The 20,894-nt window shown below is 73.6% G+C and carries 29 protein-coding genes; 19 read left to right on the top strand and 10 right to left on the bottom strand.

All coding sequences use genetic code 11. From position 1 onward, the window contains the following. Positions 1-61: 61 nt before the first annotated feature. A complete protein-coding gene (locus ACL02R_RS11140) occupies positions 62-505 on the bottom strand; it encodes an SsgA family sporulation/cell division regulator (RefSeq protein ID WP_412796696.1) in 444 nt (147 codons plus the stop codon). 201 nt (positions 506-706) lie between these two features. Between ACL02R_RS11140 and ACL02R_RS11145 the strand changes: the two genes are divergently transcribed. From ACL02R_RS11145 to ACL02R_RS11155, 3 genes are all read left to right on the top strand, one after another. Continuing rightward, a complete protein-coding gene (locus ACL02R_RS11145; protein ID WP_412796697.1) occupies positions 707-1,801 on the top strand; it encodes a DUF4037 domain-containing protein in 1,095 nt (364 codons plus the stop codon). A gap of 172 nt (positions 1,802-1,973) precedes the next feature. Continuing rightward, on the top strand, positions 1,974-3,485 hold the full coding sequence (locus tag ACL02R_RS11150; protein ID WP_412796698.1) for an RDD family protein: 1,512 nt from the start codon (positions 1,974-1,976) through the stop codon (positions 3,483-3,485). 79 nt (positions 3,486-3,564) lie between these two features. Next, positions 3,565-4,188, top strand: a complete 624-nt coding sequence (locus tag ACL02R_RS11155; RefSeq protein ID WP_412796699.1) for an RDD family protein — start codon at positions 3,565-3,567, stop codon at positions 4,186-4,188. A gap of 12 nt (positions 4,189-4,200) precedes the next feature. On the opposite strand, the gene ACL02R_RS11160 is transcribed toward ACL02R_RS11155, so the two are convergent. Further along, positions 4,201-4,416, bottom strand: a complete 216-nt coding sequence (locus ACL02R_RS11160; protein WP_412796700.1) for a hypothetical protein — start codon at positions 4,414-4,416, stop codon at positions 4,201-4,203. A 357-nt stretch (positions 4,417-4,773) separates the two neighbouring features. Here ACL02R_RS11160 and ACL02R_RS11165 point away from each other — a divergent pair, with 357 nt between their 5' ends. After that, a complete protein-coding gene (locus ACL02R_RS11165) occupies positions 4,774-5,184 on the top strand; it encodes a hypothetical protein (RefSeq protein WP_412796701.1) in 411 nt (136 codons plus the stop codon). Between the two features lie 390 nt (positions 5,185-5,574). On the opposite strand, the gene ACL02R_RS11170 is transcribed toward ACL02R_RS11165, so the two are convergent. Then, positions 5,575-6,165 carry an isochorismatase family protein gene (locus tag ACL02R_RS11170; RefSeq protein WP_412796702.1) on the bottom strand — a complete coding sequence of 197 codons (591 nt, stop codon included), beginning with the start codon at positions 6,163-6,165 and terminating at the stop codon, positions 5,575-5,577. Positions 6,166-6,233: 68 nt separating this feature from the next. Beyond that, a complete protein-coding gene (locus ACL02R_RS11175; protein ID WP_412796703.1) occupies positions 6,234-7,580 on the bottom strand; it encodes a nicotinate phosphoribosyltransferase in 1,347 nt (448 codons plus the stop codon). Between the two features lie 88 nt (positions 7,581-7,668). Here ACL02R_RS11175 and clpS point away from each other — a divergent pair, with 88 nt between their 5' ends. The 8 genes from clpS to rodA all read left to right on the top strand — a co-directional run bounded on the left by clpS (position 7,669) and on the right by rodA (position 13,423). Then, positions 7,669-7,983 (top strand): ATP-dependent Clp protease adapter ClpS, encoded by a 315-nt coding sequence (gene clpS, locus ACL02R_RS11180; RefSeq protein WP_412796704.1) that lies wholly within the window; start codon positions 7,669-7,671, stop codon positions 7,981-7,983. After that, the gene (locus ACL02R_RS11185) at positions 7,983-8,588 is read left to right on the top strand and encodes a DUF2017 domain-containing protein (protein WP_412796705.1); all 606 of its coding nucleotides are present in this window, start codon (positions 7,983-7,985) and stop codon (positions 8,586-8,588) included. The genes clpS and ACL02R_RS11185 overlap by 1 nt, the downstream gene beginning before the upstream one ends. A 45-nt stretch (positions 8,589-8,633) precedes the next feature. Continuing rightward, a complete protein-coding gene (locus tag ACL02R_RS11190; protein WP_412796706.1) occupies positions 8,634-10,235 on the top strand; it encodes an alanine/glycine:cation symporter family protein in 1,602 nt (533 codons plus the stop codon). A 28-nt stretch (positions 10,236-10,263) separates the two neighbouring features. Then, a complete protein-coding gene (locus ACL02R_RS11195; RefSeq protein WP_398847042.1) occupies positions 10,264-10,680 on the top strand; it encodes a Mov34/MPN/PAD-1 family protein in 417 nt (138 codons plus the stop codon). A gap of 82 nt (positions 10,681-10,762) precedes the next feature. Next, complete coding sequence (locus ACL02R_RS11200; RefSeq protein WP_412796707.1) at positions 10,763-10,876, top strand: putative leader peptide; 114 nt, start codon at positions 10,763-10,765, stop codon at positions 10,874-10,876. 82 nt (positions 10,877-10,958) lie between these two features. Next, a complete protein-coding gene (locus tag ACL02R_RS11205) occupies positions 10,959-11,237 on the top strand; it encodes a MoaD/ThiS family protein (RefSeq protein WP_398847040.1) in 279 nt (92 codons plus the stop codon). After that, positions 11,237-12,187, top strand: a complete 951-nt coding sequence (locus ACL02R_RS11210) for a PLP-dependent cysteine synthase family protein (RefSeq protein ID WP_412796708.1) — start codon at positions 11,237-11,239, stop codon at positions 12,185-12,187. Before ACL02R_RS11205 ends, ACL02R_RS11210 begins: the two co-directional genes overlap by 1 nt. Positions 12,188-12,226: 39 nt before the next feature. Continuing rightward, positions 12,227-13,423 carry a rod shape-determining protein RodA gene (gene rodA, locus ACL02R_RS11215; protein ID WP_412796709.1) on the top strand — a complete coding sequence of 399 codons (1,197 nt, stop codon included), beginning with the start codon at positions 12,227-12,229 and terminating at the stop codon, positions 13,421-13,423. Here rodA and ACL02R_RS11220 read toward each other — a convergent pair whose 3' ends face one another. Continuing rightward, entirely contained in the window at positions 13,424-13,585 is a 162-nt protein-coding gene (locus ACL02R_RS11220; protein ID WP_412796710.1) for a hypothetical protein, read from the bottom strand. It lies immediately after the preceding gene. 116 nt (positions 13,586-13,701) lie between these two features. Between ACL02R_RS11220 and ACL02R_RS11225 the strand changes: the two genes are divergently transcribed. From ACL02R_RS11225 to ACL02R_RS11235, 3 genes are read left to right on the top strand one after another with little or no spacing between them, the layout of a single operon-like run. Then, on the top strand, positions 13,702-14,457 hold the full coding sequence (locus ACL02R_RS11225) for an MBL fold metallo-hydrolase (protein ID WP_412796711.1): 756 nt from the start codon (positions 13,702-13,704) through the stop codon (positions 14,455-14,457). 19 nt (positions 14,458-14,476) lie between these two features. Further along, entirely contained in the window at positions 14,477-15,205 is a 729-nt protein-coding gene (rph, locus tag ACL02R_RS11230; RefSeq protein WP_412796712.1) for a ribonuclease PH, read from the top strand. 10 nt (positions 15,206-15,215) lie between these two features. Next, complete coding sequence (locus tag ACL02R_RS11235) at positions 15,216-15,590, top strand: hypothetical protein (RefSeq protein ID WP_412796713.1); 375 nt, start codon at positions 15,216-15,218, stop codon at positions 15,588-15,590. A 53-nt stretch (positions 15,591-15,643) separates the two neighbouring features. On the opposite strand, the gene ACL02R_RS11240 is transcribed toward ACL02R_RS11235, so the two are convergent. After that, entirely contained in the window at positions 15,644-16,015 is a 372-nt protein-coding gene (locus tag ACL02R_RS11240; protein ID WP_412796714.1) for a MerR family transcriptional regulator, read from the bottom strand. A gap of 106 nt (positions 16,016-16,121) precedes the next feature. On the opposite strand from ACL02R_RS11240, the gene rdgB reads away from it, so the two are divergent. The 3 genes from rdgB to ACL02R_RS11255 all read left to right on the top strand — a co-directional run bounded on the left by rdgB (position 16,122) and on the right by ACL02R_RS11255 (position 17,563). Further along, positions 16,122-16,724: an RdgB/HAM1 family non-canonical purine NTP pyrophosphatase gene (gene rdgB / locus ACL02R_RS11245; RefSeq protein ID WP_398847033.1), complete on the top strand. Its 603-nt coding sequence runs from the start codon at positions 16,122-16,124 to the stop codon at positions 16,722-16,724. 86 nt (positions 16,725-16,810) lie between these two features. Beyond that, positions 16,811-17,134: a hypothetical protein gene (locus ACL02R_RS11250; protein ID WP_412796715.1), complete on the top strand. Its 324-nt coding sequence runs from the start codon at positions 16,811-16,813 to the stop codon at positions 17,132-17,134. A 147-nt stretch (positions 17,135-17,281) separates the two neighbouring features. Next, a complete protein-coding gene (locus ACL02R_RS11255) occupies positions 17,282-17,563 on the top strand; it encodes a type II toxin-antitoxin system prevent-host-death family antitoxin (protein WP_412796716.1) in 282 nt (93 codons plus the stop codon). Positions 17,564-17,772: 209 nt separating this feature from the next. Here the strand turns inward: ACL02R_RS11255 and ACL02R_RS11260 are convergent, their stop codons facing one another. The 4 genes from ACL02R_RS11260 to bcp all read right to left on the bottom strand — a co-directional run bounded on the left by ACL02R_RS11260 (position 17,773) and on the right by bcp (position 20,394). After that, a complete protein-coding gene (locus ACL02R_RS11260) occupies positions 17,773-18,441 on the bottom strand; it encodes a class F sortase (protein WP_412796717.1) in 669 nt (222 codons plus the stop codon). Continuing rightward, positions 18,438-19,052, bottom strand: coding sequence for a hypothetical protein (locus ACL02R_RS11265; protein ID WP_412796718.1), 615 nt, complete (start codon positions 19,050-19,052; stop codon positions 18,438-18,440). The genes ACL02R_RS11260 and ACL02R_RS11265 overlap by 4 nt, the downstream gene beginning before the upstream one ends. Positions 19,053-19,136: 84 nt before the next feature. Further along, positions 19,137-19,916, bottom strand: coding sequence for an HAD-IIA family hydrolase (locus tag ACL02R_RS11270; RefSeq protein WP_412796719.1), 780 nt, complete (start codon positions 19,914-19,916; stop codon positions 19,137-19,139). 10 nt (positions 19,917-19,926) lie between these two features. Continuing rightward, positions 19,927-20,394: a thioredoxin-dependent thiol peroxidase gene (gene bcp / locus ACL02R_RS11275; protein ID WP_362961802.1), complete on the bottom strand. Its 468-nt coding sequence runs from the start codon at positions 20,392-20,394 to the stop codon at positions 19,927-19,929. A 138-nt stretch (positions 20,395-20,532) separates the two neighbouring features. Here bcp and ACL02R_RS11280 point away from each other — a divergent pair, with 138 nt between their 5' ends. Further along, positions 20,533-20,856 carry a DUF3618 domain-containing protein gene (locus ACL02R_RS11280; RefSeq protein WP_412796720.1) on the top strand — a complete coding sequence of 108 codons (324 nt, stop codon included), beginning with the start codon at positions 20,533-20,535 and terminating at the stop codon, positions 20,854-20,856. Positions 20,857-20,894: the final 38 nt, after the last annotated feature.

Consider the following 20,894-nt stretch of genomic DNA (forward strand, 5'->3'; position numbering starts at 1 on the left):
GCAGGAGAGGCCCCGGGAACGGGGGTGGCGCGGGGTGGTGCGCCGCCGCCCGAGGGGGAGTTCACGGGCGGCTCTCGCCCCCGTCGTCCGCCGGGCGGGCGGTGAGCAGCGCGAACAGGCACTCCTCCGCGTCGATCTGGTCGGCCTCCTCGCCGGGCGGCACGACGCGCAGCGTCCGTTCCAGCCAGGCGGAGACGACCGCCGCCGGCGCCTTCAGCAGCGCGTCGCCGTCCGGCGACCTGAGCGCGAAGAAGATGACCCGCCTGCTGTCGGGCCCGCTCGGCCACACCCGCACATCGCCCTCCCCGCAGGGCCGGAACACCCCCTCGACCAGCAGGTCGCGCGCGAACGTCCACTGCACCGGCGCGTCCGAGCCGATGTGGAAGGTGACATGCACGGCGAACGGGTCGTTCGACCGGTACACCAGCCGCGCCGGTACGGGGACACTGCGTTCCGCCGAGAGCACCAGCTCGATGTCGAGCTCCCGCTCGATGATGGTGTGCATGAGATGAGCCCTCTCTCTCCTGTGCTGTCGTCGCGGCCCGCCCGGCGGCCCGCACACAAGAGACAGAGGGGCCCACCCGGAGTTCATTACGCGGTTTCCCGGAATTGATTCCGGCATCCTCCGCGCGCCGCCGCGCCGCGCGGGACGACCCGCGCCGTAATCCGCTGGACCGTCCCGTCCCGCGCGCGGACAGTGGGGAGCATGCCTCCCACGCACCACGCTCCGTTCCTGCCAGGACTGCGGCTCTCCCAGCATCTGTTCGAGGAGGCGGTGCGGCCCCTCCTGGCCGCCGGACTGCCGGGGCTGCGGTACGCCGCGGCCCGCGTCGGGAGCGGTTCCGAGGTCCTCGGCTTCGACTCGGCACGCTCGGCCGACCACGACTGGGGGCCCCGCCTCACCCTCTTCCTCACCCCCGACGACGCCGCCGCGCAAGGCCCCGCCATACGCGAACTGCTCGCCGTCCGGCTGCCGAAGGACGTACACGGCTGGCCCACGCACTTCGAGAACAGCCCCGACCCGCTCGACCCCGTCGGCATCATGGCCCGCACGGACGGCCCGGTCGCGCACCGCGTGGACGTCACCGACGTGGACTCCTGGCTCGCCGACCGCCTCGGCCTGCACGGCGCGCCCGCCACCGCCGACTGGCTCGCCATGCCCCAGCAGCGCCTCGCCGAGGTCACGTCGGGCGCCGTCTTCCACGACGCCACGGGCGGACTCACCGCCGCACGCGACCGGTTGGCCTGGTACCCCGACCAGGTGTGGCGCCATCTCCTCGCCTGCCAGTGGCAGCGCATATCGCAGGAGGAGGCCTTCCCGGGGCGCTGCGCCGAGGCGGGCGACGACCTCGGCGCCGCCGTCGTCACAGGCCGCCTCGTCCGCGACCTCATGCGCCTGTGCCTCCTGCTGGCCCGCCGGTACGCGCCCTACAGCAAGTGGCTCGGCAGCGCGTTCGCCCGCCTCCCCGTCGCCGCGACGCTGACCCCGCACCTGCGCGGCGCGCTCGCCGCCACCGGAGCCGCCCTGCGTGAACGGCACCTGTGCGAGGCGTACGAGCGGGTCGCCGCCGTACAGAACGAGTCGGGGCTCGCGCCGCCCCTCGACCCGAGCCGCCGCCCGTTCCACGGCCGCCCGTACCTCGTCATCGGCGCCCAGCGCTTCGCCGAGGCGTTGCGCGCGACCGTCACCGACCCCGCGCTGCGCGCGCTGCCGCTCACCGGCGCGGTCGATCAGTGGGCCGACAACACCGACTTCCTCGGCCTGCACGCCCCGGCCAGGGCGGCGGTGCGCGCGATGTGAGGCCGCCCGCACGGCCGTTGCCCGCGCCGGGCCACGACCGCCCGCCCCGCGCTTTCGTTATCGTCCTGTCCAGGCCCGGGGGGAAACGCACGGGTCCCCTGGCGACTACCATGCTGAACCGGTAGCGCGACAGACTGTACGGACCGTACGGACGAGGAGATTCGGACCGCGTATGAGCTCCCCACCCGCAGGAGACGGCCCGGGGCCCAACTGGTATCCGGACCCGTCCATTCCCGGCTACATCCGGTACTGGAACGGCACCGCGTGGGTGCCGGGCAGCAGCCGGCCCGAGCCGCGGGAGGGCGAGCCCGTCCCCACCCCGCCGACCGGATCGGCCGCGCCCACGCCGGGACCGGCTCAGGAACCGCCCAAGCACGAGACGCAGCCGTTCTTCTTCGACGAGGACAACCTGGCGTCCGGCGGGGAACGGCGCATCCCCGGGCAGGCGTCCGGCGAAGCCCTGCCCGAACTGCGGCGGCGCGGCGACGTCGCGCCCGCGTCGGGCGGCGGCACGCACGACGGCGGCGACCGGCGCGCCCCCTGGGGCTCGGACGAGGACGTCAGCGCCTCGCCGTCCGCCGCCGCGGCCCGCGGCTCCGACCCGCGCGGCTCCTTCGGCCGCACCCCGGCCGACGGCGTACCGGGCACCCCGGAGCAGCGGGACCCCGAGGTGACGGACCCGAAGACGGCCGCGCTGCGCAGGACCGACACGGACAACTCCTGGGAGCGGCAGGTCCACGAGCTCGCCAGGCAGGCCCTCAACACCCCGCCCCAGGGCGGCACCGTGCCGCCCGCCCGGGTGAGCCCGCCGCAGGGCGTGCCGAACGCGCCGGAGCAGCAGGGCCGCGTCAGCCCGCCGCAGGGCGTGCCCGCCCAGCAGGGCCCGCCGCCCGGCTACGGCTACCCCCAGCAGGGCGCCGCGCAGCAGCGGCCGACCCCGCCCGGCGGCTACGGCTACCCGCACCAGCAGCAGGCCGCGCCGGGCGGTTACGGCTACCCGCCGCCCGTCCAGCAGGGCGCCCAGCCCGGCGGCTACGGCTACCCCCACCAGCAGGTGCCGGGCGCGACCCCGGCGCAGTCCCCGTTCCTCCAGTCGCACGAGGGCGCGCCGCTGACGATGGCCGGCCGCCTGGCGGAGCCGGACAGGAAGTACCCGGCCACGCTGGGGCGGCGCCTGATGGCGCGGATCGTGGACACGCTGCTGCCGCTGATCGCGGCGGCGGCGGTCGCGTGGCCGCTGCTCGGCAGCGCGCGCGACCACATCCAGGAGCAGATCGACGCGGCGGAACGCGCCGGTGTCACCCGGCAGATCTGGCTGGTGGACGGCACGACGGGCGGCTACATCGCGCTCGTCCTCGGCGTGTTCCTGGGCGTGGGCCTGCTGCTGGAGGCGCTGCCGACGGCCATCTGGGGCACGACGCCGGGCAAGGGCCTGTTCGGCGCCCGCGTCGTGGACCTCCGGCAGCAGGAGAAGCCGTCGTTCGGCAGGGCGCTGCTGCGGTGGCTGGTGTTCAACGCGTCGGCCCTGTTCGTGGTCGGCGTCGTCAGTCTGCTGATGGGCGCGCGGGACAGGCCGTGGCGGCAGGCGTGGCACGACAAGGCGGCCGGGACGTTCGTGGCCGGGAAGCCCGGCAAGGGGGGCAAAGCGGGCAAGGGCGGGGCCCCGGAACCGGCCGCGGGCTGACCCCCGGGCGGCCCAGTGCCGTGACCCGATCGCCCGGCGCCGGATGCGCGGGGCGGCGGGCCGGGGTGCACTGGGCCACATGACCACCGATCAGCCGCAGCCTGGCAACGACGGCGATCCCGACCGCGACCGGCCGCCCGGCGCGTCCGGCGGGCCCGCCGGCCCAGACCCCGGCATCCCCAAGGCACCGCCGCCCGGCGACCCGTACGGCGCGAACCCGTACGGGAACGCGGCGGGCGCCACCGACCCGCTCGCCGGGATGCCGCCGCTGCCCTCCCGCTTCCGGCGGCTGATCGCGCGCATCATCGACGCGATCATCGTGGGCGTCCCGGTGTCCCTGCTCCTGTGGCCGCTGCGCGGTGACTACGACTGGAACGAGAACGCGGGCACCGGCGGTTCGTGGACGCAGCAGGCCATCATGCTGCTCGTCTACTTCATCTACGAGGGCCTGATGCTCAGCGCCCGCGGCCAGACGCTCGGCAAGATGGCCGTGCGCATCCGCGTCGCGATGCTGGACGACGGCGCGGTGCCGCGCGGCAACGCGGCCTGGAACCGCGCCGGTGTCTACTCCCTGCCGCAGCTGCTGCCGTGCATCGGCTTCCTGTTCTGGCTCGTCAACGTCCTGTGGTGCACGTGGGACCAGCCGTACCGCCAGTGCCTGCACGACAAGTCGGCCCGCACGGTGGTGGTCACGGCCGTCTGACCGGCCCGTGCCTCAGACGCGGACGCCGGTACGGGCACGGGCGGCCCGCGCGGTGCGGCGTTCCGGCGCCGTCGCGAGCGCGGCCAGCGTGCCGAGCGCCAGGGACAGGGCGGCGACGAGCGTCAGGGCCGCCGCGGAGCCCGAGGGGACGACGAGGAGCAGCACCAGCGCGCTGCCGACGACGGTCGCCGAACCGGAGACGAGCTGCGCGGGGGTCGGGTGCGGCATGTCGGTTCCGTCCTCGTGGCGGTGCCTGGCGCGACGGTGAACGGCCGCCGCTCGAACGCTTCTCGGCCCGTCGATGCCCTCGCCGCGGGCGGGGTAAGCGCCGGGCGCGGACCGGGTGGGAGCACGGGGGGCGCACGGCCGTCCGGGTGAGGTGACGTGCCGTCAAGAGCCGAACGGGCGCCCGCCCGGGGACGGCCGGGACAGTGGCCTCCCTACAAGCGGCTGGGGGAGATCTTTAACAGCGAAGCGTGACAGCTTCATTGCCGCATGTGTTCGATTTGGTGAATTCGCAGGTCAGAGGCTATTTTGCTGACTACCCCTCGACGGACGGCGGCCGGGCGCGTAAAGATGTGTTCCATGTCCGATGGAGGTTTCGTCCAGCTGCCGGACGGCAGTGTCGTCGTCGCGCTCGTGCTCCCGCACCCGGGGGACCAGGGGCGCACCGTCCGCGTGCTGGTCCATGCCGCGAACCGCCCCCGGGCGCTCACGCGCCTGCGGAACCTCGGCCTGCGCGTCCTCGCGCTCCGGGGCAACGGGGCGCCGCCCACCCCCGACGAGATCTCGGCCGTCCTGCACCACCCGGACGGCGCGGTCTGGCGCCCGTCGTCCTGCGACGTGGCGGCGAGCTGGTGCCCGATGCCGCGGCTGGTGGGCCCGGCGCGCCGCAGACGCCGCTCGTACCCGCACCGCCACGGCCACGCACTCCCCGCACCCGCCGCACCGCAGGGCGTGACGAACGGCGCACGCCAGGGCGCGGCCCGCCACTGACGGCCCGGCCCCGCCCGGGGAACGCGCCGGAGCCGCGTGCGGCGGCACCGTCACCTCTCCGGGCGTTCCCGCTGCCGGTGTGGCCATGTGGATGCGGCCCGCCGCCCCGGGAACGGTCCGCTGCGGGCGCGGACGCGTCCCTCGGGGCCCGGTGTCGCCGGAGGACGGCCGTCCGGCGTCCTGGGCCGCGTGGCGACCGTGGCCCGCTGCCCGGGGGCGTTTCCGGCGGCGGTCGTGGGCGGGGCCGTGACGGGTGCCCTGTGCGTTTCCCCGGGCGCTGCCTCGACTGCCCGCTGCCGTCCCACGGGCAGTCCGCGGGCCGGGACGGCCGTCGTCCGCCGTCCTTGGCGCCGGGTCCAGCCGGGTCCCGCCGCGTACGGCGGGGGGTGGTCAGGTGGTGACGACGGGCTTGCCCGTCAGTTCCACGCCCGCCGCCGCCAGCGCGTCCAGTGCCTTGTCCGTCGTCTCCCGCGCCACCCCGGCCGTCAGGCTCAGCAGGACGCGCGTCGTGAAGCCCTCCCGTGCCGCGTCCAGGGCCGTGGCGCGGACGCAGTGGTCCGTCGCGATGCCGACGACGTCCACCGCCGTCACCTCCCGCGCCCGCAGCCACTCCGCGAGGCCCGCGCCGGACTCGTCCGTCCCCTCGAAGCCGCTGTACGCCGCCGAGTACGCGCCCTTGTCGAAGCAGGCGTCCACGGACCCGGCGGTGACGGCGGGCGCGAAGTTCGGGTGGAAGCCGACGCCCTCCGTCCCGGCGACGCAGTGGCGCGGCCAGGAGTGGACGAAGTCCGGCGTGTCCGAGAAGTGGTCGCCCGGCGCGATGTGGTGGTCACGGGTGGCGACGACGTGGTCGTACGCGGGCGTGGCCGCGCCGATGAGGTCGGTGATCGCGGCGGCGACGTCGGCGCCGCCCGTGACCGCGAGACTGCCGCCCTCGCAGAAGTCGTTCTGGACATCGACGACGATCAGGGCGCGGTGCATGTGATGGGACACCCCTTCGAGTGAGTTCGCGCGGCCGGGTCCGAGCCTACGGTGCCCGGCCCGCCGCGTCAGGCGGTGGGCGGGGTCAGGTAGCGGGTGGGGAGGGCGGGTTCGCCGCGCGAGAGCTGCGTGGCCGACAGCGGCAGGCCCGCGCGGGCCCGTACGTGGCGGTCGCGCGCCGCGTCGAGGCGCTCGCGGGCGACGGCGCGGCCGCCGCGCACCAGCGGCACGAGCAGCTGCCGGTCGGCGTACTCGGCGGGCACCTCGCCCGTCCCGATCACCTCGGCGGTGGCGACGCCCTCCTCGTCCACCGGCCTGGCCGCCCACTTCCTGCCGCCGACGGACAGCTTCCCGCCGCTCGACCTCTTGGCCACCGGCACGAGCGGCGCCCCGGGGTCGTCCCCGGCCCGCGCGACGAGCTTGTAGACCATCGAGCACGTCGGGTGGCCGCTGCCGGTCACCAGCTGCGTGCCGACGCCGTACGCGTCCACCGGCGCCGCCGCGAGGGAGGCGATGGCGTACTCGTCCAGGTCGCTGGTGACGACGATGCGCGTGTCGTGCGCGCCCAGTTCGTCGAGCTGCCGCCTGACCTGGTGGGCGACCATCAGCAGGTCTCCCGAGTCGATCCGCACCGCGCCGAGCCCGGGGCCCGCCACCTCGACGGCGGTCCGCACGGCCTCGCGGACGTCGTACGTGTCCACCAGCAGCGTCGTCCCGCGGCCGAGCGACTCGACCTGCGCGGTGAACGCCTGGCGCTCGCTGTCGTGCAGCAGCGTGAAGGCGTGCGCGCTGGTGCCGACGGTCGGGATGCCGTAGCGGAAGCCGGCCGCCAGGTCCGAGGTCGTGGAGAAGCCGCCGACGTACGCCGCGCGCGACGCGGCGACGGCCGCGAGCTCGTGCATGCGGCGGGCGCCCATCTCCATGAGCGGCCTGCCGTCGGCGGCGACCGCCATGCGGGACGCGGCGGCGGCCACCGCCGAGTCGTAGTTGAGGATCGACAGGATCACCGTCTCCAGCAGCACGCACTCGGCGAACGTCCCCTCGACGCGCAGCAGCGGCGAGCCGGGGAAGTACACCTCGCCCTCGGGGTAGCCGTCGATGTCGCCGCCGAAGCGGTAGTCGGTGAGCCAGGCGACGGTCGGGTCGTCCACGATGCCCCGCTCGCGCAGGAAGCCGAGGATCGCGGGGTCGAAGCGGAAGTTCTCGACGGCGTCGAGCATCCGCCCCGTGCCCGCGACGACGCCGTAGCGGCGGCCGTCGGGCAGGCGGCGGGTGAAGACCTCGAACACCGACCGGCGGTGCGCCGTGCCGGACCGCAGGGCGGCCTGGAGCATGGTCAGCTCGTACTGGTCGGTGAACAGGGCGGTCGACGGCACGGCCACCGGCGGGCCCGCCGCGTCGTTCTCAGCATCCATGGCGGTCACCCTACACCCCATCTCGTCAGTTTGACGATATTGGGTGGCGGGGCGTTCGTTTGACCTCCCGGGGGGCGGCGGTGGCAGCATGGGAGGCGTGAGTGCTGCGATGCCCATGGAAGTCGAGCGCACGGAGACCGGCGAGGCACCGGTGGAGGCCCCGCTGCCCGAGGTGCCATGGGTCACGGTCGTGCACAACGACCCGGTGAACCTGATGAGCTATGTGACCTACGTCTTCCAGTCCTATTTCGGCTATCCGAAGGACAAGGCGACCAAGCTCATGCTCGACGTCCACCACAAAGGGCGCGCGACGGTCTCGCAGGGCAGCCGCGAGGAAATGGAACGGGACGTGCAGGCCATGCACGGATATGGCCTCTGGGCGACGCTTCAGCAGGAACGGTGATGGCGGCACTTTTCGAGACGAGCGGCGAGGGCGGCGCGGCCGTCGCGCTGGACGAGCGGCAGATCTCCATCCTCCGGAGCCTGGCCGTGCAGCTGCTCGAACTGATCGGTCCCGGCGACGGCCCGGCGGACGGTGACGCGGACGACCCCCTCGCCGCGCTGTTCGCCGAGGGGCCGAGCGAGCCGCCGTCGGACCCGGCGCTCGCCCGGCTGTTCCCGGACGCGTACGGCGAGCCGGGGCAGGAGCAGGACGAGGAGGCCAGGCGGCTTTCGGCGGAGTTCCGGCGGTTCACCGAGAGCGAGCTGCGCACGGCGAAGCGGGAGAACCTGCTGCTGATGGTGCGCGGTCTCGACGCGGCGGCGGGTGACGCGTCCGGGCCCGGCGGCGGCACGGTGCTCACGCTGTCGCGGGACGACGCGCGCCGCTGGCTCGGCGCGCTGAACGACCTGCGGCTCGCCCTCGGCAGCCGGCTCGGCCTTTCGAGTGAAGCGGACAGCGAGCGCCTGTTCGACATTTCCCCGGACGATCCGAATCGTCCGCTGGTCATCGCCTATGCGTGGCTCGCCGACCTGATGGAATCCCTTCTCGAAACGTTGATGCTTTGATCTGATAATCACGCAATTCGCGTGGCCGGTCGGTAATCTCCTGTCATGGCGAGCGACGGATCATGGACCGACCGCATCGACACGGCCGTCAATGACGTATTCGAACCTGTGCGCGATGTCCTGAACGCCGTCGTCTTCTGCGAGATCGAGATCGCGGGCAGTCCTTTCCCGCTCATCGTCGGCTGGCTCGTCCTGGCCGGACTGCTGTTCACCGCCGCCTTCGGCTTCGTCCAGGTCCGCCGCTTCGGCGCCGCCGTCAAGCTCGCGGCCGGGCGGTACGAGCAGCCGGACGCACCGGGCGAGGTCACGCACTTCCAGGCGCTGACGTCCGCCCTGTCCGGCACCGCCGGGCTCGGGAACATCGCCGGTGTCGCCATCGCCGTCTCGGTCGGCGGCCCCGGCGCCACCCTGTGGATGATCCTGTGCGGCTTCCTCGGGATGGCGACGAAGTTCGTCGAGTGCACCCTCGGCGTGAAGTACCGCGACATCGACGCCGAGGGCCGCGTCTCCGGCGGCCCCATGCAGTACCTCACCAAGGGGCTCGCCGAGCGGGGCAGGCCGCGCCTCGGCCGTTTCCTGGCGCTGCCGGCCGCCGCGATGATCCTCTTCTTCGCCTTCTTCGGCGGCAACCTCTTCCAGGTCAACCAGTCCCTCGAACAGCTCGCCACCGCCACCGGGGAGCACACCCCGTTCTTCACCGGCTCGGCCGGGGCGCTGCTGTTCGGGCTGGTCGTCGCCGTGCTCACCGCGCTGGTCCTCGTCGGCGGGATGCGGGCGATCGGCAGGGTCACCAGCCGCCTCGTCCCCGCGATGACGGTCCTGTACGTGGTCGCCTGCCTCGTCGTCCTGCTGGCCAACGCGCCGCACATCCCGGACGCCGTGGCCACCATCTGGCGGGAGGCGTTCCGGCCCGAGGGGGTCGCGGGCGGGGTGGCGGGGGCGCTGATCACCGGCTTCCAGCGCGCCGCGTTCTCGAACGAGGCGGGCGTCGGCTCCGCGCCCATCGTCCACTCCGCGGTGAAGACGCGGCGGCCCGCGACCGAGGGGCTGGTGGCGCTGCTCGAACCGTTCGCCGACACCGTGGTCCTGTGCACCATGACGGCGCTCACCATCGTCGTGGCGGGCGCGCCGAGCTACGCCGCCGCCCGCGAGGCCGCCGCGGCGGGCGGCGAGGGCGGGGACACCACGGCGGGCATCTCGCTCACCTCCGACGCCTTCGCGACGGCGCTGCCGTGGTTCCCCGCGGTGCTGACGGTCGCCGTCTTCCTGTTCGCCTTCGCCACGATCATCACGTGGGGCTACTACGGCCTCAAGGCGTGGTCGTACCTCTTCGGCCGCGGGCGGATCGCGCAGGGGGCGTACAACACGCTGTTCTGCGCGATGGTCGTCGCCGGGGCGCTGCTGTCGCTGGGCACGCTGGTGGACCTCGCGGACGTCTTCCTCTTCCTCGCCGCCGTCTTCAACATCACGGGCCTCTACCTGCTCGCGCCCGTCGTCCGCGAGGAGCTGCGGAAGGTGGATGTGCACCTGCGGCGCCGCGACGCGGGGCTGCCGGACGACAGCGACGGGGCCGACGGGGCCGACGGGGGCGGCCCGCCGGAGGACGACCCGGGCCCGCCCGCGGGGTCCGTCACCCTCACGCAGTGAGCCGCGGGGCGCGTTCTACGCTGGCCACATGCTCACCATCACCCAGGACCTGGTGGACCGGATCGTCGCGCACGCCCGCGCCGACCACCCCGACGAGGCGTGCGGCGTCGTCGCGGGCCCGGCGGGCAGTGACCGCCCCGAACGCTTCATCCCGATGCTGAACGCGGCGCGCTCCCCGACGTTCTACGAGTTCGACTCCGGCGACCTGCTGAAGCTCTACCGGGAGATGGACGACCGGGACGAGGAGCCCGTCGTGATCTACCACTCCCACACCGCCACCGAGGCGTACCCGTCGCGCACCGACATCGGCTACGCGAACGAGCCGGGCGCGCACTACGTCCTGGTGTCCACCGCCGAGTGCGGCGACGGCGAAGGGCCGGTGTCCTTCCGGTCGTTCCGCATCCTGGACGGCGAGGTGACGGAGGAGGAGGTGCGGGTCGTCTGACCCGCGGTCCACCCTCCGGGACGAATACGTCCATATGATGAACCGATCGCTGGCAAGGCTGGGGAATCGATACGATGCCGCCATGGTTCCCCATGGCGTGAGCGACGAGATCCGGGCCGGCGGCGTGCTGCTCGTGGCACGTCTGCACGTCGATCTGTGCCGTCTCGCCGGCGCCCTGTGTCCGCCGCTCCGCTGATCACCGCCGACCGCGACTGATCCACGAACGGCACGCGCCGCCCGTCCGAGCCACCCGAGCCGAGTTCTCTCCTGGAGCCCCCATGGCCATCGAGGTCCGCATCCCGACCATCCTGCGCAGCTACACCGACGGCCGGAAGGCCGTCGACGGCAGCGGTGACACCCTCGCCGAGCTGTTCGCGGACCTGGACGCCAGCCACCCCGGCATCCGGGAGCGGCTGGTCGACGGCGGCGAGCTGCGCCGCTTCATCAACGTCTACCTGAACGACGAGGACGTCCGCTTCCTCGACGGCATCTCCACCGCGCTCAAGGACGGGGACAGCGTGACGATCCTCCCCGCCGTCGCCGGAGGCATGCGCTGATGCGCTTCGACTCCCCGCTGGCAGCCGTCGGCAACACCCCGCTGGTCCGGCTGCCGCGGCTCTCCCCGGCCGGGTCGGTCCGGGTCTGGGCGAAGCTGGAGGACCGCAATCCGACAGGTTCGATCAAGGACCGGCCCGCGCTGTTCATGATCGAGCAGGCCGAGAAGGACGGGCGCCTCACCCCCGGCTGCACCATCCTGGAGCCGACGTCGGGGAACACCGGCATCTCCCTCGCCATGGCCGCCCGGCTCAAGGGCTACCGGATCGTGTGCGTGATGCCGGAGAACACGTCGTCCGAGCGCCGCGAGCTGCTGGCCATGTGGGGCGCCGAGATCATCTCCTCCCCGGCCGCCGGGGGCTCCAACACGGCCGTCCGCGTCGCCAAGGAGCTGTCCGCCGAGCACCCCGACTGGGTGATGCTCTACCAGTACGGCAACCCCGACAACGCGGGCGCCCACTACGCCACCACAGGCCCGGAGATCCTCGCCGACCTGCCCTCCGTCACCCACTTCGTCGCCGGACTCGGCACCACGGGCACCCTGATGGGCGCCGGGCGCTACCTGCGCGAACAGCGGCCCGGCGTGCAGATCATCGCCGCCGAGCCGCGCTACGACGACCTGGTCTACGGGCTGCGGAACCTGGACGAGGGCTTCGTGCCCGAGCTGTACGACGCTTCCGTCCTCACCTCCCGCTACTCCGTCAGTTCCGAGGACGCCGTCGCCCGCACGCGTGAACTCCTCGCCCAGGAGGGCATCTTCGCGGGCATCTCCACCGGCGCCGCCCTGCACGCCGCGCTGGGCACCGCCCGCAAGGCGCTCGCGGCGGGCGAGGAGGCGGACGTCGTCTTCGTCGTCGCTGACGGCGGCTGGAAGTACCTCTCCACGGGCGTCTACACCGCCGCGTCCACCGAGGAGGCCGTCGCCCTGCTGCACGGGCAGCTCTGGGCGTAATCACGGACGGCGCACGGTCGGCCACGTATCGTCACATGGGTGACCGTACGCAGCTACTCCCTCGCGCAGCCGGCCGCCGAGCAGTCCGTCTGGACCAGGATCAGAGCGCGGGACTCCGTCGTCCGGCGCCTCGACTGGTGGCTGCTCGGGGCGGCCGGCGTCCTCGCCGTCCTCGGCGCCCTGCTCGTCTACTCGGCCACCCGGGGCAGGACCGACCTCAACAACGGCGACCCGCAGTACTTCCTGCTGCGCCACATCCTGAACCTCGCCATCGGCGGCGGGCTCGCCGCCGTGATGGTGTGGCTCGGCCACGTGCGGCTGCGCAACGCCGTGCCGGTCCTCTACGTCCTGTCCCTGCTGATGTCGCTGGCCGTCCTCAGCCCGCTCGGCTCGTCCATCAACGGCTCCCGCAGCTGGATCCAGCTGCCGGGCGGCTTCGCCTTCCAGCCGTCCGAGCTGGTGAAGGTCGGCGTCATCCTGGCCGTCGCGACGCTGCTCGCCGCGTCCCTGGAGAGCGACCAGCGCCCGCGCCCCGACACGCGCGCCGTGCTCCAGGCGCTCGGCCTGGTCGCGCTGCCCGCCGCGATCATCATGCTGATGCCGGACGTCGGGCAGACGATGGTGCTCGCCGCGATCACGCTCGGCGCGCTCCTCGCGTCGGGCACGGGGCGCGGCTGGATTCTCGGGCTGATCGGGCTCGGCGTGGGCGGCGCGCTGGTGGTGTGGCAGGCGGGGCTGCTGGACGCGTACCAGATCAACCGCTTCGCCGCGTTCGCCAACCCGTCGCTCGACCCGGCGGGCGTCGGCTACAACACCAACCAGGCCCGTATCGCGATCGGTTCCGGCGGGCTCACCGGGCAGGGCCTGTTCCACGGGAGCCAGACGACGGGTCAGTTCGTGCCCGAGCAGCACACCGACTTCATCTTCACGGTCGTCGGCGAGGAACTGGGCTTCGTCGGCGCGGCGTCCGTGATCGTGCTGATCGGCGTGATCCTGTGGCGCGGCTGCCGCATCGCCATGGGGGCACCGGACATGTACGGCACGATCGTCGCCGCCTCGGTCGTCGCGTGGATCGCGTTCCAGGCGTTCCAGAACATGGGGATGGCGCTCGGCATCATGCCGGTCACCGGGCTGCCGCTTCCGTTCCTGTCGTACGGGGGATCGTCGATGTTCGCGATCTGGATCGCGGTGGGCCTGCTGCTGGCAATCCGCGCCCGCTCCCGTAGCAGGATGTGATCACTCCGGGGAGTCGCCCCGGCCGCCCCGGTCCCCCGGTCCTTCCCCCCGGCGGCGCTTCCGGCCGGGCCGCCCGCCGATGCGCCCGGCGCCGTCCACCAGCGCCGCCACCAGCCCGAGAACCGCCACCGCCGCGAGTGCCAGCCACCACATTCCGTCCACACGCGCGACGGTACCCCGCGCTGGTGATTCCGCCCACACCGCGGCACGCGCGAGGCACGGCACGGTCCGAAGCGACTTAGAGTCGTTTGAACCCCACTACGGAGGTTCCCCCTTCCATGAAGCTCACCGTCGTCGGCTGTTCGGGGTCATTCCCGTCCGCGGACTCGGCCTGCTCCAGCTATCTCGTCGAGGCCGAGGGATTCCGGCTGCTCCTCGACCTGGGCAACGGTGCCCTCGGGGAGCTCCAGAAGTACTGCGGGCTGTACGACATCGACACCGTCGCGCTCAGCCACCTGCACACGGACCACTGCATCGACATGTGCGCCTACTTCGTCGCGCGCTACTACCGCCACGAGGGCGGCCGGTGCCCGCAGGTCCCCGTGTACGGTCCGGCCGGCACCGAGCAGCGGCTCACCACGGCGTACGACGACATCCCCACGGACAGCGCGATGAGCGACGTCTTCGCGTTCCGCACCCTCGTGCCGGACAGCCCCTTCGCCGTCGGCCCGTTCACCGTCACGGCGCACCGCGTCACGCACCCGGTCGAGACGTACGGCTTCCGCATCGAGCACGACGGCCGCGTCCTGTGCTACTCGGGCGACACGGGCCGCTGCGACGGCCTCACCGAACTGGCGCGCGGCGCCGGGCTGTTCCTCTGCGAGGCGTCCTTCACCGACGGCAAGGAGGACCTGCCCGAGGTCCACATCAACGGCCGCGAGGCGGGGGAGTGCGCCCAGCGCGCGGGCGCCGAGCGGCTCGTCCTCACGCACATCCCGCCGTGGACCGACGCGCAGGTCAACCTCTCGGACGCCAAGGCCGCGTTCGAAGGACCCGTCGAACTGGCGAGGCCCGGGGCCGTCTACGAGATCTGAGGCCGACTAGGCTCCTCGCATGTCTCGAATCGACGGCCGCTCGGCCGACCAGCTCCGCCCCGTCAGCATCGAGCGCGGCTGGAGCAAGCACGCCGAGGGCTCCGTCCTCGTCTCCTTCGGGGACACGCGGGTGCTGTGCACCGCCAGCGTCACCGAGGGCGTGCCGCGCTGGCGGCGGGGCAGCGGCGAGGGGTGGGTCACCGGCGAGTACGCGATGCTGCCGCGCGCCACCAACACCCGCGGCGACCGCGAGTCCGTGCGCGGGAAGATCGGCGGCAGGACGCACGAGATCTCCCGCCTGATCGGCCGGTCGCTGCGCGCCGTCGTGGACTTCAAGGCCCTCGGCGAGAACACCGTCGTGCTCGACTGCGACGTCCTCCAGGCCGATGGCGGCACCCGCACGGCCGCCGTCACCGGCGCGTACGTCGCGCTCGCCGACGCCGTCGCCTGGGCGCGCGCCCACAAGCTGGTCAAGGGGCGCGCCGAGCCGCTGACCGGCTCCGTCGCGGCGGTCAGCGTCGGCATCGTGGACGGCGTGCCGATGCTCGACCTCGCGTACACCGAGGACGTGAAGGCCGAGACGGACATGAACGTCGTGCGCACCGGGGACGGGCGTTTCGTCGAGGTGCAGGGCACCGCGGAGGGTGCCCCGTTCGCCCGGGAGGAACTGGACGCGCTGCTCGACCTCGCGTCCGCCGGCTGCGCGCGTCTCGACGAGGCGCAGCGTGCGGCGCTCGCCGCCGGGTAAAGCATTGGTCATGAAGAGAACGAGACTGGCGACGGCCGGGGCGGCGGCCCTCACGGTGCTGACCGCCGCCGGCCTGACCACCGCGTGCGACGTGCAACAGGCCGTGGACTGTGCCCGGATCGCCCTCACGATCACCGGGAACGTGGACGACATCCAGCAGGCCGTCAACGACAACGACCCCGACGCCTTCGAGGCCGCGACAGGCGACCTCCAGGCCAGCCTCGACGACCTGTCCGGCATCGACGACGAGGACGTGCGGCGCGTCGCCGACTCGTTCGCCGACACGGCCGACACCCTCCAGGTGAACGAGGAGGGGACCGTACAGGTCGACCTCCAGCCGCTCAGCGACGCGGCGGGCGAGCTGACGGAGGTGTGCACCCCGTAGGGTCCGGCGCCGGAAGGCCGGCGTTCGCGCGTCCCGCGCCCCCCGGCGGCACGTCAGGCGGCGGCCCGGCGGGTGGGGTGGTGCGCGCGGGCGGCGGCCATCAGCGCGTCGAGCGTGTCACGGGTGCGCAGCAGCTCGTCGATGTGGCCGGAGAGGCGGTCACGCTCCGCCGCCATGCGCTCCAGCGCGGCGTCGGAGTTCGCACCGCTCGGCGCGTCCCGGCACGGCATCAGGTCCAGGATGGTGCGGCTGGAGAGCCCCGCCGCGTACAGGCGCTGCACGAACGCGACCCGGTCCACGTCGTCCTCCGTGAAGTGCCGCTGCCCGCCTGCGCTGCGGACACTGGCGAGCAGCCCCTGCTCCTCGTAGTAGCGCAGCGAACGGACGCTGGCGCCCGTCCGTGCCGCGAGTTCACCGATCCGCACCCCTCACCCCTCACACCGACGTCAGGTCTCAGCGTACCCGGCGCGGGGCTGAACACGGCCTGACCGGGCGACGGGGCCGGGGCGGCGCGTGGACATAATCGGACCCATGCAACGACTCGTCCTCGCCACCCGCAACACCCACAAGATCACCGAGCTGCGCGCCATCCTCACCGAGGCGGGCGTCACCGTCGAGCTGATCGGCGCCGACGCCGTGCCCGGCGCCCCCGACGTGCGGGAGACCGGCGTGACGTTCGCCGAGAACGCGCTCCTCAAGGCGCACGCCCTGGCGCGCGCCAGCGGCCTGCCCGCCGTCGCGGACGACTCGGGCCTGTGCGTGGACGTCCTCGGCGGCGCGCCCGGCATCTTCTCCGCCCGCTGGGCCGGCCGGCACGGCGACGACACGGCGAACCTCGACCTGCTCCTCGCCCAGCTCGCCGACGTCCCGGCCGGGCACCGCGGCGCGTACTTCGCCTGCGCCGCCGCGCTCGCCCTGCCGGACGGCACCGAACGCGTCACCGAGGGCCGCCTCCCCGGCGTCCTGCGCTTCGCCCCGGCCGGGGCCAACGGTTTCGGGTACGACCCGATCCTGGAGGTCGAGGGCGACACCAGGACCTGCGCCGAGCTGAGCCCGGACGAGAAGAACGCCATCAGCCACCGCGGCCGCGCCTTCCGCGCGCTGGCCCCCGAGGTCGCGGCCGTTCTCGGCTGAACCCCGCCCGTACGGAGCAGCCGCGCGCGCGGCGCGGGCCCCGGCGTAGCAGTGTGGTGGTGTCCGCCCGAGCCGGGAGGCCCCGCATGTCCCCTTCCCCCGCCGGGGCCGCGCCGGACGACGGCCGGTACGACGCCGTCTGCGCCCACACCCACCTGTTCGACGGCGCCCGGGTACGCGTCCAGGGCCTCGCCGACCCGGGGCGCTCCACCGGCCTGACGCTGCGGTTCGCCGACGGCGCGACGGCCGACGCCGAACTCCTCGTCGCGGGGACGGGCGACGCGTCGCTCGCGGTGGGGGAGTACGCGACGCGCGCCGGTACGACGCTGTCGCGCCGGGTGTGGCAGGTCCGCGAGCTGACGCCGGTGGCGGACGGGACCGGACTCCGCCTCGGCCCCCGCGCGGACTGATGGGCCGTCCTTCCCGCGACGGTGGGCTCCTCGCCTCACCAGCGGGCAAGGGTGACGCCTGCGTGCCGGAAGCCCCTATGCCCCCCGATCACCGGGTGGCCGGTGCCCGCTTCCGTGGCAACTCTCCGTAGCGCTACGGTGACGTCCATGCCTGACGTGCCCGACGCCCTGCTCCCCGACGAGATCGAGGAGTCCGAGTTGCCGGCCCTGTTGTCCAGACTGCTGGACCGAGCCGCCGAAGGCGGAGCGACTGTCGTCACGCGCAACGGCGCGCCGATCGCCGCGATCATGTCGATGAGGGATGACGAAGTGGCCGAGGACGCTGTCGATGAAGCCTTGGCCGCACGTACCTACGAGGACGACGGCATCCGCTACACCTCCGAGCAGGTGTTCGGTGAGGACGACGCCGAAGACGGCGAGCGCCGGTGACAGCGCCAGACGCCAACTGCGCAACCTCGACCGGGACGCGCAGAGGCGTGTCAAGGCGGCCTCGGACATGCTTGCCCGTGATCCGTATGCCCCTGGTCCGGACGTGAAGAAGCTGCGCGGCCGAAGGGACGAGTACCGACTTCGCGTCGGGCGACGTTCGGCGCTGCGACGCCTCTCCCGGGACCGGCAGGTGGCGCGCGGCTGGTCCGTCAGGCGGGGGTGTGGGGTGGTGAGGTGCCGGTCAGGTAGGCGTCGACCACCACGTTCGCCGAGTAGCTGTCGCGTTCCTCGTCGAACGTGCCGCCGCAGGTGATCAGGCGGAGTTCGGACGCGCCGGGGTCGTGGGCGCCGTAGACGAGGTCCGCGTCGAACGCGTCGCGTTCCACCACGTCCACGCGCCGCACCGTGAACTCCGCGACGCTGCCGTCCTGCCGCGTCACCCGGATCTCGCTGCCCGGCTCGGCCTCCCGCAGCCGGTAGAACACGGCGGGCTCCTCCTCGGTGTCCACATGCCCGACCAGCACGGCGGGACCCTCGTCGCCCGGCGTCGGCCCGTCCGCGTACCAGCCGACCTGCCCCGCGGCGGCGAACGGCGGGGGCTCGACGCCGCCCGACGCGTCCACGCCGCGCTCGATCACGTCGGCGCTGACGCCCAGCGCCTCGATCTCCAGGCGCCGCGGCGGCGCGCCGCCGGACAGCGGGCGTGCGGCGGGCGGCAGGGCGACCGGTTCCCCCGCGGCCTCCGCGCCCGTGTCAGACGCCGCCGCGGGAGCGCCGCGGGTGGCGGGCGAGCCGCCCTCCGTCAGCTGCTTGCCCCACAGCCACGCGCCGCTGAGCAGCAGTGCCCAGGTCGCCGCCGCGACCAGTCCGCCCCTCACCGCCGCCGCAGCCTGCGGGCCGCGAGGTACGCGCCCGTGCCGAGCAGCGCGCCCGAGCCGAGGGCGATCCCGGCGGGCCCCGGTCCGAGGACGTCGGCGCCGGGCCGTCCGTCCGCCGTGCCGCCGCCGCCCGCCTCCACGGGTCCTGTCGGCCTGGGCGCGGGCCGCGCGTGCCCCTCCTCGCCCCGGCCGCCTTCGCCGCGCCCGCCCTCGCCCCGGCCGCCGCCGCCCGTGCCGGTGATCACCAGCCGCCCCGACACCTTGGCGTCGGCGCCGTCGCACGCCACGTCGATGGAGTACACCCCCGGCTCGGCCGTCGAACTGACCCGCGCCTCGCCGAACAGCCCGTCCCCGTCGTCCTCCGGCGCGGGCGCCAGCCTCGCCTCCGCCGCGAACCCGTCGGACCGCGCCGTCGCCGTACGGTCCGCGCAGCCGGTGATCGTCAGGTCGATCTCGTCCCCGGGGCGCGGACTCAGCGGCGCGACGCGCACGCCCGCCCCGGCCGCCGGGACGGGCGCCGGATCGCCGTCCGCCGCGCCCGCCCCGGTCGTACCGGCGGCGGTGACCGCCAGCGCACAGACGGTGAGCCTCAGGAAGAAGGGGATGCCCATGGGAAGACCTCCGGGATCGGTACCTCGAAGATCCCCCCGCCCACGGCCGCCCGCATCCGCAGGGCGGCCGTACGGGAACGTCCGTCAGATCTTGTCCACCAGATCGGCGATCGAGTCCACCACGGCCGACGGCCGGAACGGGAAGCGGTCGATCTCCTCGGCGCCGGTCAGCCCGGTCAGCACGAGGAACGTCTCCATGCCCGCCTCAAGACCCGCCAGGACGTCCGTGTCCATCCGGTCGCCGATCATCGCGCTGGTCTCGGAGTGGGCGCCCAGCAAGTTCAGCCCCGTGCGCATCATCAGCGGGTTGGGCTTGCCGACGAAGTACGGCTCGCGCCCCGTCGCCTTGGTGATCAGCGCCGCGACCGACCCGGTGGCGGGCAGGGCGCCCTCGGCGGACGGGCCGGTGTGGTCCGGGTTGGTGGCGATGAAGCGCGCCCCGCCGTTGATCAGCCGGATCGCCTTCGTCAGGCTCTCGAAGCTGTACGTGCGGGTCTCGCCGAGGACCACGTAGTCGGGCGCCTGGTCGCTCAGCACGTACCCCACGTCGTGCAGCGCCGTCGTCAGGCCCGCCTCGCCGATGACGTACGCGGTGCCGCCGGGGCGCTGGATGTCGAGGAACTGCGCGGTGGCGAGCGCCGAGGTCCAGATCGCCTCGGGCGGCACCGACAGGCCCATCCGCGTCAGCCGCGCCTGGAGGTCGCGCCGCGTGTACATCGAGTTGTTGGTCAGCACCAGGAACGGCTTGCCCGACTCCTGGAGCCGCTTGAGGAAGCGGTCCGCCCCCGGCACGGGCACGCCCTCGTGGATGAGGACGCCGTCCATGTCGGTCAGCCAGGACTCGATGGGCTTGCGCTCGGCCATGCGGGGCTCCTCAGATCTCCAGGTCCTTGATGAGTTTCGCGACATGGCCGGTGGCCTTCACGTTGTACAGCGCGCGCTCGACCTTGCCGTCCTCGCCGACGATCACGGTGGAGCGGATCACCCCGGTGACCGTCTTGCCGTACAGCTGCTTCTCCCCGTATGCCCCGTACGCCGTCAGGACCTCCTTGTCCGGGTCGCTGACGAGGGTGACGCGCAGGTTCTCCGCCGTGCGGAACTTCGCCAGCTTCTCCGGCTTGTCGGGCGAGACGCCGATCACGTCGTACCCGGCGGCCGCGAGCAGGTCCAGGTTGTCGGTGAAGTCGCAGGCCTGCTTGGTGCAGCCGGGGGTGAGCGCCGCCGGGTAGAAGTAGACGATGATCCGGCGCCCCGCGTGGTCCGCCAGGGAGACGGGGTTGCCGTCGGCGTCGTCCAGGGTGAAGGCGGGTGCCGGGTCGCCCGGCTGAAGGCGCGCGCTCATGGAGGCTCCTCGCGTGCGAAAGCTGCTGGTCTGGGTGGTCCGCCACACAGCCTAATCGGGGACGCGGACGGGCAGGCGCCGACGTGAACTGACACACTGTGCCGTAGCCCGAACCACGCGGAGGACGGAGGCGCGAGCGTGCCGGACACAGCCAGGACACCTGCACAGATCGAGGCGGGGATCGCCAGGCGTCGGCAGATCCTGCTGGAGACCCTCGACGAGATCGCGGTGCGCGTCCACCCCAGCACCATCGCCGGGGACGTCAAGGCCCGCGCGGCGGCCACCGTGGACCGCACCGTCGGACGCGCGCTCGTCTCCGCCAACCGGACGGTCACGGCGGCCCGTTCGCAGTTCGTGACCCCCGAGGGCGGCCCGCGCCTCGACCGGGTCGTGCCCGCCGCCGTCGCGGTGGCCGCCGTGGCGGGACTGCTCGTCGTCTCCGCCCGCCGCCGGGGCAGGTGACGGATCGTGCGGGCGGTGGCGGCGCCCGCGCGGTCCTG

Origin of the sequence: Streptomyces sp. MS19, from assembly GCF_047200595.1 — a bacterium.
In the GTDB taxonomy this organism is placed as follows: domain Bacteria; phylum Actinomycetota; class Actinomycetes; order Streptomycetales; family Streptomycetaceae; genus Streptomyces.